Source organism: Aphanothece hegewaldii CCALA 016, from assembly GCF_003007785.1.
GTDB lineage: Bacteria > Cyanobacteriota > Cyanobacteriia > Cyanobacteriales > Microcystaceae > Chroococcus > Chroococcus hegewaldii.
In genome coordinates, this window is record NZ_PXOH01000009.1 from 51,006 (window position 1) to 65,853 (window position 14,848).

2 protein-coding genes are annotated in these 14,848 nt (G+C 38.7%); both read left to right on the forward strand.

Features of this window, described 5'->3' with window-relative positions; all coding sequences use genetic code 11:
• Positions 1–3 precede the first annotated feature (3 nt).
• Complete coding sequence (locus C7H19_RS10585; RefSeq protein ID WP_106456848.1) at positions 4–7,347, forward strand: type I polyketide synthase; 7,344 nt, start codon at positions 4–6, stop codon at positions 7,345–7,347.
• Positions 7,344–14,786, forward strand: coding sequence for a type I polyketide synthase (locus tag C7H19_RS10590; protein ID WP_106456849.1), 7,443 nt, complete (start codon positions 7,344–7,346; stop codon positions 14,784–14,786). The genes C7H19_RS10585 and C7H19_RS10590 overlap by 4 nt, the downstream gene beginning before the upstream one ends.
• Positions 14,787–14,848 lie beyond the last annotated feature (62 nt).

A 14,848-nucleotide genomic window follows, 5' to 3' on the forward strand; every position in this document is an offset into this window, starting at 1 on the left:
ATTATGAGTGATCAACTTTCCACCTCACAACGCCTGTTAAACGCCCTCAAACAAGCCCGTCAACAACTAGAAGCGGTTGAACAGCAAACCAACGAACCCATTGCGATCGTCGGGATGGGCTGCCGTTTTCCAGGGGGGGCGAATGATCCTGACGCTTATTGGCATTTGTTGTCTCAGGGGGTTGATGCGATCGCCGAAATTCCTCAACAACGCTGGAATGTGGAAGCCTATTACGATCGTAATCCTGAAGCCAAAGGAAAAATGTATACTCGATCTGGTGGGTTTATTGAAGATGTCGATCAGTTCGATCCTCAGTTTTTTGGAATTTCGCCACGAGAAGCCCAAAGCCTTGATCCTCAAGCGAGTTTACTGCTAGAGGTTAGTTACACTGCATTAGAACACGCGGGACAGTCTATCGAACAATTAAAAGGATCGCAAACGGGTGTTTTTATTGGTATCGGTTTTGATGACTATGCGAAACGAAGTATTAATTCTGGTGATCCAACTCGGATCGATGCCTATAGCAGTTTAGGGAACACTCGTAGTATCACAGTAGGACGTATTGCCTATGTCTTCGGTTTACAGGGGCCTGTTATTCAACTCGATACAACCTGTTCATCTTCTTTGTTAGCTGTTCACTTAGCCTGTCAGAGTTTGCGGACTAAAGAATGTCATTTAGCGTTAGCAGGTGGCGTTAATTTAATGCTATCTCCAGAACCGATGATCGGGTTTTGTAAACTAAAAGCCCTATCCGTTGATGGACGGTGTAAAACCTTTGATGCCTCAGCCGATGGTTATGGACGGGGGGAAGGATGCGGTATTGTTGTCCTAAAACGATTATCCGATGCAGTGGCCAATCAAGATCAGATCCTTTCGATTATTTTAGGTTCTGCGGTTAACCACGATGGTCAAAGTAATGGGTTAACGGCCCCCAATGGTTCCGCCCAAGAAGCGGTCATTCGTCAAGCGTTATCCAATGCTAGGATTAAACCCAAACAAGTTCAATATGTAGAAACTCACGGTACTGGAACCCCATTAGGCGATCCTATCGAGATACTCGCTTTAGGAAAAGTTCTAAGTGAAGGTAGAACCCTAGACAACCCGTTTAAGATCGGTTCAGTTAAAACAAATTTTGGACATTTAGAAGCAGCAGCAGGAGTAGCTAGTCTGATGAAAGTTGTCCTATCAATGCAACATCAGCATATACCTGCCCATCTTCATTTTAAAGAACCAAATCCCTATATTCCTTGGCAAAAACTACCGATCGTTGTTCCTACTGAATTAACAGTTTGGCCCACTGAAGATCGAAGAATAGCGGGTATTAGTTCTTTTGGCATGAGTGGTACTAATGTTCATCTCATTTTAGCCGAAGCCCCAACAACGGAACAAAAACCCTTTATTGATCGTCCTCTTCATCTTCTGACGCTTTCTGCAAAAAGTGAACCCGCTTTACAAGAATTGAGTCAACGTTATCAGAATTTTTTGAGTTCTGATGTACAACTGGCTGATCTTTGTTATACCGCTAATACAGGACGATCGCATTTTGAACATCGTTTAGCGGTGGTTGCCTCAAATATAGATCAACTGCTTTTAAAGCTGAAAACGGGTGATGTTATTAAAGACACTGTATCACGACAACAGCCTTCAATTGCTTTTTTGTTTACGGGGCAAGGATCACAGTATCTTGGAATGGGACGACAGTTATACGAAACTCAACCCACTTTTAAAAAAGTTTTAGATCAGTGTGCAGAAATTTTAGATCCTTATTTGGATATATCTTTAATAGAAGTTTTAGAAACAGAACATATAGATCAAACGGTTTATACACAACCTGCCTTATTTGCGCTGCAATATGCTCTTGCTCAATTATGGCTTACCTGGGGGGTGACTCCATCAGTCGTTATGGGGCATAGTGTCGGGGAATATGTCGCTGCGTGTGTTGCAGGTGTTTTTAGTTTAGAAGATGGTTTAAAACTGATTGCTCATCGGGGTCGTTTGATGCAAGAATTACCGCAAGATGGGGCGATGGTTGCGGTGATGGCTTCTTTTGAGAGAGTACAAGAAGTCATTCAATCCTATCAGCCAGCGATTGTGATTGCAGCGATTAATCATTCAGCAAATACCGTTATTTCTGGGCAAAAACAAGCAATAGAGCAAGTTATTAGGGATTTTGAGCAACAAGGAATTAAAACAACTCGACTCAAGGTGTCTCATGGGTTTCATTCTCCTTTGATGCAGCCCATGTTAGAGAATTTTTTAGAAATTGCTCAAAGTATTCGTTATTCATCGCCACAAATACCCCTCATTTCTAATCTTACGGGTGAAATAGCGACGGATGAAATTGCTACACCTGAATACTGGTGTCATCACGTTTGTCATCCTGTGAAATTTGCTCAAAGTATGAATACAGTAGCAAAAGAAAGATGTGATATTTTTCTCGAAATTGGGCCAAAACCGATTTTATTGGGAATGGGTAGCCTCGCTTTAGCATCAGAACAGCAAACATCTAATCTGTGGTTACCTAGTTTACGTTCTTTAGAAGACTGGCCAACTTTACTATCTAGTTTAGCGAATTTGTCGGTTAGGGGTGTGAGCATCAATTGGTCAGCCTTTGATCAAGATTATCCGCGTCAACGAATTTCTTTACCGACTTATCCCTTTGAGAAACAAAAATATTGGCTTGAATTTCCTAAACAAATAAGAATTACACAAGAACATCCTTTATTGGGGCAAAAATTAAATTTAGCTGGTTCTAAAACGTTTCATTTTGAAAGTTATCTCAGTCAAGATTCACCCTTTTTTCTAAAAGATCATTGTGTTTTTGAGCAAGTTATTTTTCCTGCGGCTGGCTATATAGAAATGGCATTAGCAGCAGGTTCTAAACTTTTCGGTGATTCATCAATTTCTTTAAAGTCGATTTCTATTTCACAAGCTTTAGCATTATCTGATTCACATAAAACTGTTCAATTAAAGTTAATTCCAGAAACCGAGCAAGATTATTGTTTTGAGATTTATAGTTTAGCATCAGAGGAAAGTAACTGGACTTTACACGCTAAGGGAACAATTAGCAGTGAAAGTTTTCTTTTATCTCAGAGTAAGATTAATTTAGAAAAACCATCACAATTAATTGATGCTAAAACTCATTATCAACAGTATCGAGAAATCGGCATTTATTACGGAAAAAACTTTCAAGTTATCCAGAATTTATGGATTGATAAAGGGCAAGCACTCGGACAAATCGAGTTATTAGAGACGGATGATAGCTATCAGTTTCATCCGATTCTTTTAGATGCTTGTTTACAAGTAGCAGGAGCAAGTTTAATTCATGATAACATACAGAAGACCTATTTACCCGTTGGTTTAGATGGTTTTATTTATGATAATCATCCTGAAAATGTAAGACAATTTTATGCTGATGCTAAAGTACGATCGCTTCATCCTAATCCGATTATTGATATTCAACTTTTATCATCAGATGGCACAGTTATTGCTATCCTAGAAGGGTTACAACTTAGTTTAGTTCATTCATCGCAAAATGATTTACAAAATTGGCTTTATCAGATTGAATGGCGACGACAAAATCTAGTCCAATCCTCTAATTATCTCTTGACACCTGAAGCGATTTATGGTAGTTTAAAACCTGATCTAGCAAGCCAATTTGAGTTAAAAGATTATCAAAAACTTCTATCGAATTTAGAAGCGATCAGTGTTAATTATATTCTGGATGCTTTGGCACAAATTGGATTAGAATTTCAACTTAAAACACGTTTTACAACTTCCGAGTTAATTCAACAGTTAGGAATTATTCAACGTCATCAAAGATTGTTTAATCGTTTGTTGGAAATTTTAGCAGAAGAGGGGATTCTACAAAAAATAAAAGATGATTGGGAAGTGATTCAGTTACCGAAAAAAGTTTTATTAGATGATATTGAGCATTCTCCAGAGTTTACACTTTTAGCTCGTTGCGGTTTACATTTAGCAAAAGTTTTACAAGGAAAATGTGATCCAATTGAATTAATTTTCCCTCAAGGTGATCTCAGTAGTGCTACCGAATTATATCAAAATTCTCTTGGTGCTAAATTGATGAATACTCTCATCCAAAAAGTGATGAGTAAAGCATTAGAGAATAAACCGAAAGAAGAAACGATTAAAATATTAGAAATTGGTGCGGGTACAGGAGGAACAACAGCTTATGTACTACCGAATCTTGATGCAAAATCGACTGAATATGTTTTTACGGATATTTCACCTTTATTTACCACTAAAGCCGCAGAAAAGTTTAAAGATTATTCGTTCGTCAAGTATCAATTGTTGGATATTGAAAAAGAACCAAAATTACAAGGTTTTAATTTACAAGAATATGATTTAATAATTGCTGCAAATGTTTTACACGCTACACAAGATTTACAAAACACACTATTACATATTCAACAATTATTATCCGCCAAAGGTCAACTAATTTTATTAGAAGGGACTCGTCCTTTACGTTGGCTAGATCTTATTTTTGGATTAACTGAGGGTTGGTGGCGATTTAAAGATACTGAGATTAGACCTTCTTATCCTTTGATTTCTGCTCAACAGTGGCAAGAATTATTAAATTCTAGTGGCTTTCAACAAGCTGTAGCACTTACTTATCAAGAGGATTGGCTTAATCAACAAAGTGTGATTATTGCTCAAAAAGATGACAAAAGAAATTGGTTGATTTTTGCCGATTCTCAAGGAGTGGCTACAAAATTAACTCAGTTATTGGAAGCACAAGGGGATATATGTCATCTGGTTTATGCTGATGATAAATTGGATAATTTTAAAGTTTTATTCCAAGAACAACCCAGTCAGAATATTCTTTACTTGTGGGGATTGGATACACCCGTAGCAGAAAGTTTGAATGGACAAACATTAGCCGATAGTTCTCAAAAACTGGTTGAAAGTCTTTTATCACTGATTCAATCTTTAGCAAATCCCTGTAATTTGTGGCTAGTAACAAGAGATGCCGTCGCTCTCGAAAAAAATGACACAGTTTCGGGAATTGTACAATCTTCAGTCTGGGGAATGGGAAAAGCGATCGCTCTCGAATATCCTAATATCAATTGTAAGCAAATTGATTTAGATTTAGAAGCGAGTTTAGATGAACAAGTACAAATCTTACTCAATGAAATTCTAGCCAATACTCAAGAAAATCAAGTTGCTTTTCGGGATACTAATCGTTATGTTGCTAGACTAGCGCGTTATTCTCAAAACGTTTCGACAGATGAAGCAGTACAGTTAACCATAACTCAACGGGGAACACTGGAAAATCTACAATGGCAACCGATAAAGCGAAGTATTCCCAAAGCGGGAGAAGTTGAGATTTATATTTATGCGACTGGACTCAATTTCAGAGATGTTTTAAATGCTTTGGACTTGTATCCTGGTGATGCGGGGGCGTTAGGTTGTGAATGTGTCGGTGAAATTGTTGCCGTCGGAGAAGGGGTTAAAGATTTAAAAGTCGGTCAATCTGTGATTGCGATTGCTTCTAATAGCTTTAGTCATTATGTCACCGTTAACGCGCTTTTAGTTGCCCCAAAACCTGAAAACTTGAATTTTAACGAAGCAGCTACCCTTCCAGTGGCTTTTCTGACGGCTTATTACAGCCTACACCATTTAGCCAAGATTAAAAAAGGGGATGCTGTGCTAATTCATGCAGCAGCAGGGGGTGTGGGAATGGCAGCAGTACAAATAGCCCAAAAAGCAGGAGCCGAAGTATTTGCTACAGCTAGTCCAAAAAAATGGGATACTCTCAGGAAAATGGGGGTACAACACCTGATGAATTCGCGTACCCTTGATTTTACTGAAAAAATTCAACAAATCACCCAGGGAAAAGGCGTAGATATTGTTCTAAATTCCTTATCGGGAGAATTTATTACAAAAAGTCTTTCTGTTCTCAAGGATACGGGTTATTTTATCGAAATTGGGAAAAGTGGTTTAAAAACGAGCCAAATTAGTGAAATTAAACCCAATGCCTCTTATTTTGTGGTGGATATGATGGAACTGTGCCAAAAAGACCCCCAGTTTATCCAATCATTGCTCAAAAATCTAACTCAACAGTTTCAAGAAAAAACACTAAAACCTTTACCCTATCAAACCTATCCCACCTCAGACATCGTTACCGCTTTTCGTCGGATGAGTTTAGGGCAACATATCGGTAAAATCGTCATCACACAAAATCGTAAATTTGAGTACAGAGGAACTTATCTAATCACTGGCGGTTTAGGGGGTTTAGGGTTACTTGTCGCTCGTTGGCTGATTGAAAAAGGGGTACGTCACTTAGTTTTAGTCAGTCGCAGTGGGGCGACGGCTAAACAATTAGAAGAATTTAACCAACTCGAAGCCCAGATTTTAGTCAGACAAGCTGATGTTACCCAAAGTGAACAACTTCAAACCATTTGTGCAGAAATTAAAGACAGTTTACCACCATTGCGCGGGGTGATTCATGCAGCAGGAATACTCGATGATGGTGTATTAGAACAGATGAACTGGTCGCGCTTTGAAAGGGTGATGGCACCGAAAGTACAGGGCGCATGGCATCTTCATACACTGACTTTAGACCAATCTCTTGATTGTTTTGTTCTCTTTTCTTCGGCAACTGCGTTATTGGGTTCACCAGGGCAAGGAAATCACGTCACGGCGAATACATTTCTCGATAGTCTAGCCCATTACAGACAGTCTCTCGGATTACCAGCTATGAGTATTAATTGGGGGGTATGGTCAGAAATTGGAGCAGCAGCGAGAAAACAAGCCAATTTTCAGGGGATAGGAGCGATTTCGCCAGAAGCAGGGTTAGCGATTTTTGAGCAGTTAATGAATCAATCCACAGCACAGGTGGGTGTAGTTCCGATTGATTGGTCACTTTTTCCAAGTCAAGCTCCATTTTTTGCTGATTTTTGGGATAAACAGAGGATAAACATTCAAAAAGAATCATCGGACTTATTCCATCAACTCTTATCTACACCCGCAGAGGAACAAAGAGCCTTTTTAGCGACTCATGTACGCTCACAAATTGCTCAAGTCCTTGGGTTTAGCCCACAGGAAATCAATATGCAGAAAGGCTTTTTTGATTTAGGGATGGATTCTTTAACTTCAGTGGAGTTTAAAAACAAATTACAAAATACTTTAGGGGTAACTTTATCTGCGACTGTTGCGTTTGATTATCCTAATGTTGAAGCTTTGGTGAATTATCTCGCCCAAGAAGTATTAGAAATCACTCCAGTTTCAGAGGAAAAAACAGATTTAGCCAGCTTGTCTGAGGATGATATTGCAGACTTACTCGCACAGGAATTATTAGAAATCGAACAGGGGAAACAACGATGAGCCAAACACCAGATTATCGGTCTTTAATGCAAAATGCCTTATTAGAACTTCGGGAAATGCGGGCCAAGCTCAAAGACTTAGAAGGGTCAAAAACGGAGCCGATTGCAATTATTGGTATGGGTTGTCGTTTCCCACAAGCCGATAATCCTGATGCTTTTTGGCAATTATTAAAAGAGGGAAAAAACGCGATTACGGAAGTACCTAAAAATCGGTGGGATATCGAAGAATATTATGATCCTAAACCGAATCAAGCGGGTAAAATGTATACACGTCATGGTGGGTTTATTGAACAGTTAGCCGAATTTGACCCTCAGTTTTTTGGCATTTCACCACGAGAAGCCGAAAGTCTTGACCCCCAACAACGTTTATTATTAGAAGTCAGTTGGGAAGCTCTAGAAAATGCGGGAATTGTTCCGCAAACGCTGATAGGTAGTCTGACAGGTGTGTTTATTGGCATGAGTAGTAATGATTATTCCCAACAGTTACTCACTCGAAATGTCAAAGATATTGATGCTTATCTGGCAACTGGGAATTCTCATAGTGTGGGTGCGGGACGTTTATCGTTTAGTTTGGGACTGATTGGCCCTAGTTTAGCGGTTGATACAGCTTGTTCTTCCTCTCTGGTGGCGGTACATTTAGCGGTGACAAGCTTACGGAATAGAGAATGTAATCTAGCTCTTGTAGGGGGGGTTAATCGCATTCTTTCGCCCGAATTTAGCATTAATTTCTGTCAAGCTCATATGTTAGCGGCTGATGGACGGTGTAAAACCTTTGATGCGGCGGCTGATGGCTTTGTTCGCGCCGAAGGATGTGGTACAATTGTACTAAAAAGATTAGCGGATGCTCGTACAGATGGGGATCAAATTTTAGCGGTGATTCGGGGTTCAGCGATGAATCAGGATGGACGTAGTAGCGGTTTAACAGTTCCGAATGGCCCCTCTCAGCAAGCCGTGATTAGACAAGCTTTAGAAAATGCCAATGTGTCCCCCCAACAGGTGAGTTATATCGAAGCACACGGCACTGGAACCGCTTTAGGAGATCCGATTGAAATTGGGGCTTTAGGGACTGTATTTGGCAAAAATCGGACTTTTGATTCACCTTTACTCGTTGGCTCGGTGAAAACCAACTTCGGGCATCTAGAAGCAGCAGCAGGGATAGCGGGTTTAATAAAAGTAGTCTTATCTTTGCAACATCAAAAAATCCCCCCTCATCTTCATTTCCAAACCCCTAATCCTTATATTGATTGGGATGCGTTACCGATTTCTATTCCGACTAAAATTACTCCCTGGCTAACAGATGAACGGTTCGCAGGGGTCAGTTCTTTTGGGTTTAGTGGTACAAATGCTCACATTATTTTAGAAAATGTGCCACCCGTAGAACCTAATGACATTTTTCAAGAACGTCCCCTACACCTATTGACAATTTCAGCAAAAAGTAGTATTACTTTAGAGCAACTTGTACAAGGCTATCAAGACCAATTAGCCGCCCATCTTGATCTTAATTTAGGGGATCTTTGTTTTAGTGCCAATACAGGTCGAGCGCATTTTTCACATCGTTTGAGTTTGGTTGCTGCTTCGACTGCTGAACTTGCCGAGAAATTGATGGCTTTTCGGGAAAAACAAGAATTTACAGGGGTTTTTCAGGGGATTGTTGAGGATTCCGAGTCTCCTAAAATTGCTTTTCTTTTTACTGGACAAGGTTCACAATATCTGAGAATGGGGGAGGAACTCTATCAAACTCAACCCCTATTTAGAAAAACCTTAGATTACTGTGCCGAAATCTTACAACCTTATTTAGAGAAACCTTTATTAGAGATTCTTTATCCATTACAGACGGAACATGACACGTCTCTACTGGATGAAACCGCATACACCCAACCCGCTTTATTTGCTCTCGAATACGCATTGTATCAGCTTTGGATTTCTTGGGGAATTCAACCAGATTATGTTATGGGTCATAGTGTAGGAGAATATGTTGCAGCTTGTGTTGCTGGTGTTTTTAGCCTAGAAGATGGACTAAAATTAATTGTGACTCGCGCTCGTTTGATGCAAGCATTACCGAAAAATGGCGAAATGGTTGCTATTGCTGCTTCAGAAAAACAAATTGAGTCTTTGATTCAAGCTTATCAAAAACACGTTTCTATAGCCGCCTTGAATGGTTTAGAAAATACGGTGATATCGGGAGAACAGCAAGCGATAAAAGACATTATTCAGGTTTTAGAAGAACAAGGAATCAAAACAAAAAAACTCGCCGTTTCTCATGCTTTCCATTCTCCTTTAATGGAACCTATCTTAAATGACTTTGAAAAGGTCGCGCAACAGATTAATTATTCCTTACCGAGACTGAAAATGATTTCCAATTTAACGGGAACGGTTGTAACTGACGAAATTGCGAACTCTAGCTATTGGTGTCGTCATATTCGTCAAAGTGTCAGATTTGCTGATGGAATTAATTATTTAAAAGATTGTGATATTTTTCTGGAAATTGGAGCTAAATCGACGCTTTTGGGGATGGCACGCCCGATTTTAGAAACTGACAATCATCAATCCTACTTGTGGTTACCGAGTTTACGACAAGGACAAAAGGACTGGCAAACCTTATTATTGAGTTTAGCTAATCTATCGGTTCATGGGGTTAAAATCAACTGGTTAGAATTTGATAAAAACTATCCGCGTCGTCGTCTAAATTTACCCAATTACCCGTTTGAACGTCAAGCTTATTGGTTTAAACCTTCTCGTCAAGAAACACGTTTAAATACAACTAATTCTGTTCATCCGCTTTTGGGACAAAAACTAAATCTGGCTAAATTAAATAGTGTTTATTTTGAGAATGTTCTAGATTTAGAGACATTTCCTTTTTTATTAGAGCATCGAATTTTAGGTAATATTGTTTTTCCGATGGCAGGCTATCTAGAAATGGGAATAGCAGCCGCGAAAATCCTTAATGAAACTGATACGCTTGTAATTGAGAATTTTCAAATTCAACAGCCTTTATTTTTAGAAAAGAATAAAACCATACAATTGATTTTTTCTGCTGAACAGAATTTTGAGATTTATAGTTCAGAACCACAGTCTAATCATTGGTTACTTCATGCTTCTGGGAAAATTGTATCTGAGAAACAAGCAAGAGAGAATATTCATTTAGAAGATATCAAAAAAAACTGTACACACTCCGTTAAGATTAATGATTATTATGAACAATTTAAACTTAATGGGCTTGATTATGGTAAAAATTTTCGAGCAATTATTCAACTTTGGCAACTCCAAAAAACAGCATTAGGAAAAATTAAGTTACCTGAAAATTTAGTTTCTGATTATTTCTTTCATCCTGTGTTACTTGATGCTTGTTTACAGGTGATTGGTGCAACTTTTAAACATGATGTAGAACAAACTTATTTACCTGTAGGAATCGAAAGCTTAACGGTTTATTCAATTCCTCCTAATATTACTGAAGTTTGGAGTTATGCAGTAATACAAGACTCTAAAAAAGTTGATTTAACAATTTTTACCACAACTGGACAAACTCTTATCAAAATTGAAGGATTGGAATTAAAACCAATTCAAGCAAAAGCAGAGTTAGATTGTTTATATAGGATTGAATGGCGAACCCAAGCACAGTTAGAAAATTCTTATCTTGCTCCTCATTATTTCCTAAAACCTGAAGTTATTCAATCTTCCTTAGAACCAGAGTGTCAATCTTTAATTGATTCATTACAATCTTATCAAGTCATTTTAGAAAAACTTGAAAAATTAAGTATTGAATATGTTTTAAATGCAGTTCATGAGATGGGATGGAAGTTTCAGCTTGAGCAAACTTTTACAACTTCAGAAATTGCAGAAACTTTAGGAATTGTTAGTCAACACTTTAGATTATTTGAGCGTTTATTACAGATGCTATCTGAAGAAAGAATTTTACAAAAAAATGAACAGCAATGGCAAGTCATTAAAATGCCTAGCCCTTCACTTATTTCTCTAGAATCTTTACTGAACGACTATCCAATAGCGACAACTGAATTAACCTTACTTGACCGTTGTGGTTCACATTTAGCTAAAGTATTAAAAGGAGAATGTGAACCGAAAAATTTATTATTTCCTGAAGGCGATTTAACGAAGCTGACTAGCCTCTACCAAGACTCAACAGGTGCTAAGGTAATGAATTTAATCATGCAAAAAAACATAACTTTAGCACTCGAAAAAATCCCATCAGGTCAAAAAGTTAGGATTTTAGAAATCGGCGCAGGAACAGGTGGTACAACTTCTTATCTTCTACCTCACCTAAAACCTGAGCAAACCGAATATTGCTTTACTGATGTTTCTCCTTTATTTACCACTAAAGCACAGGATAAATTTAAGGATTATTCTTTTGTCACCTATGAGGTTTTGGATATTGAACGAGATCCAAAAGTTCAAGGTTTTGGAGTGGAACAATATGACTTGATTATTGCTGCTAATGTTCTACACGCAACACGAGATTTACGACAGACTCTAAAACATATTTATCAGTTGCTTTCATCTGAGGGAATGCTCGTTTTATTAGAAGGAACCCAACCGCTTCGATGGTTTGATCTCATTTTTGGGTTAACTGAGGGTTGGTGGAAATTTAGTGATACAGAGATTCGTTCTTCTTATCCTTTAATTTCAGCGAATCAGTGGATCAAACTTTTAGAAAATCAAAGGTTTATACATTCTGTTACTTTATCCTCCGACTCACAACAAGCGGTCATTATTGCTCAAAAATCACAAACTTGGCTTATTTTTGCGGATCAAAACGGGATATCTCAACAATTAGCTGAAAAATTACGCTCGCATGGTAATCACTGCATGATCATTTTTGGCGGTAAGCAGTATCAAAAAATATCTGAACAAGAATATCAAATTAATCCAACCGATATTAATGATTTTAGGCGACTTGCAGAAGTTTTTCAGGATATCCCGCTAAAAATTTCTTATTTATGGGGTTTAGACACTCCAGAATCCCAAAATTTAGATTTAGAAACACTTCAGCTAACCAATCAAATTAATTGTAGTAGTCTTCTCAATTTAGTTCAGTCTTTTAGTTCCATCAATTCTTTATACTTAATTACTAGAGGTGCGATCGCAACTGGAACCGATAAACCGATTTCTGTCGCACAATCTCCCATCTGGGGACTAGGAAAAGTAATCGCCTTAGAATATCCAAATATTAATTGTAAACGCATTGATTTAGATGTAGATGCGAGTTTAGATGAACAGGTACAGCTTTTATTTACTGAAATATCTTCTCAAAATCAAGAGGAGCAAATTACTTTTCGCAATTCAATACGTCAGGTAGCGAGACTAACACGTTATTCTCCTCAAAATAATACAAACAAACCAGTCGGCTTGACTACATCTCAACGCGGAATCTTAGACAACTTACAGTTAGAACCTATTACACGTCGTCTACCGAATGGGGATGAAGTCGAAATCAAAATTCAAGCAACTGGACTTAATTTTATCGATGTTTTGGATGCTTTGGGTTTACTTTCTTTTGAACGTGATGGGTTTGGAGTCGAATGTGCTGGAGAAGTTGTAACGGTAGGAAAAGAGGTTAAAGGAATAAAAGCGGGTGATGCGGTGATAGCCTTAGCACCATCGAGTTTAAGCCAATATGTGACCGTTAATCGGGCGATGGTCGTTCCTAAACCTGAATTCTTGTGTTTTGCCGAAGCGACAACAATACCTGCAAATTTTTTAACGGCTTATTACGCACTCCATCATATCGCTAAGATATCACGGGGCGATCGTATTTTAATCCATGCCGCAGCATCTGGAACGGGAATGGCAGTAGTACAGATAGCCCAAAAAGCAGGAGCCGAAGTATTTGCTACAGCCAGTCCGAAAAAATGGGATGCTCTAAGGAAAATGGGGGTACAACACCTCATGAATTCTCGTTCCCTTGATTTTGCTTCAATTATTCAAAAAATCACCCAGGGAAAAGGAGTAGATATTGTTCTAAATTCCTTATCGGGGGAATTTATCCCGAAAAGTCTCTCGGTTTTATCAGAAAAAGGACGTTTTATCGAAATTGGAAAACGAGATATTTGGACAACTGAACAGGTTCATCAATTAAAGCCCAATGTCGAGTATTTTTTAGTGGATTTAATGACAGTCGCCCAAAAAGAACCCCAATTTGTTCAATCAATGCTCATGCAATTGGTACAACAGTTTCAAGAAAAAACCCTAAAACCCTTACCCTATAAAACCTATCCCATTTCGGAAAGTTCTACTGCTTTTCGTCGGATGAGTTTAGGTCAACACATCGGTAAAATTGTGATCACACCACATCACGAATTTAAGTACAGAGATACTTATCTGATTACAGGTGGTTTGGGGGGTTTAGGGTTACTCGTGGCTCGTTGGCTCATCGAAAAGGGAGTACGTCATTTAGTCTTAGTCAGTCGTCGTGACGCTAATTCTGAACAGTTAGCCGAACTTGAACAAAAGGGAGCGAAGATTATTGTTAGACAAGCTGATGTGTCTCAACCAGAACAACTGATACAGGTTTTAGCAGAAATTAAAGACAGCTTACCACCATTGCGCGGAGTGATTCATGCAGCAGGAATACTAGACGATGGGGTGCTAGAACATATGAACTGGTCACGATTTGAAACGGTTATGACTCCGAAAGTTCAAGGCGCCTGGAATCTTCATACACTAACATTAAATTTACCGCTAGACTGCTTTGTTTTATTCTCTTCGGCAGCTTCGTTACTCGGTTCACCAGGACAAGGAAACCACGTCGCGGCTAATCGTTTTCTTGATAGTTTAGCGCATTACAGACAGTCGATCGCATTACCAGCCATGAGTATCAATTGGGGAGCGTGGTCAGAAATCGGAGCAGCAGCGAGTAAACAAGTCAGTTTCCAAGGTATAGGCGCGATTTCCCCCGAACAAGGACTCAATATCTTAGAACAGTTAATGTCCGAAGCAGTGGCACAGGTGGGCGTAATTCCGATTAATTGGACAAAATATCCGCTAAAAACTCCTTTTTACGCTGATTTTAGTGAAATAAACCAGTTACAGCCGAAACAGCAATCCGATATTCTGCAACAAATCATCGGAAAACGTGGTAATGAGCGTCAAGCATTTCTCATCACTTACTTACAGACAGAAGTCGCCAAAGTTTTAGGACTTCCAAGCGCGAAACTTCCCCACCCACAGCAAGGATTTTTTGACCTTGGGTTAGACTCTTTGATGTCTGTAGAATTAAGAAATCGTCTAGAAGCCAACCTTGGTCTAACAATTCCCGCGACAGCTATCTTTGAATATCCTACAATTAAAGCCCTATCTCAGTATATTATTGATAAAGGTTTGCAATTAGAAGAAACACCCGCATTAACCGAAATATCATCCATTACCCAAGAATTAGAAGAACTAGAAGCCCTATTAAATATTGAACAACCCGACAAACCATCTTAAAAAAGTAACTTTAGATTCATTTCGATGAACTATACAGATTCTCCGTCAATTTTCCCCAAAAA

Excerpts from the sequence above, each read along its gene's own strand:
- C7H19_RS10585 (WP_106456848.1), top strand. The coding sequence starts at position 4 with ATGAGTGATCAACTTTCCACCTCACAACGCCTGTTAAACGCCCTCAAA.
- C7H19_RS10590 (WP_106456849.1), top strand. The coding sequence starts at position 7,344 with ATGAGCCAAACACCAGATTATCGGTCTTTAATGCAAAATGCCTTATTA.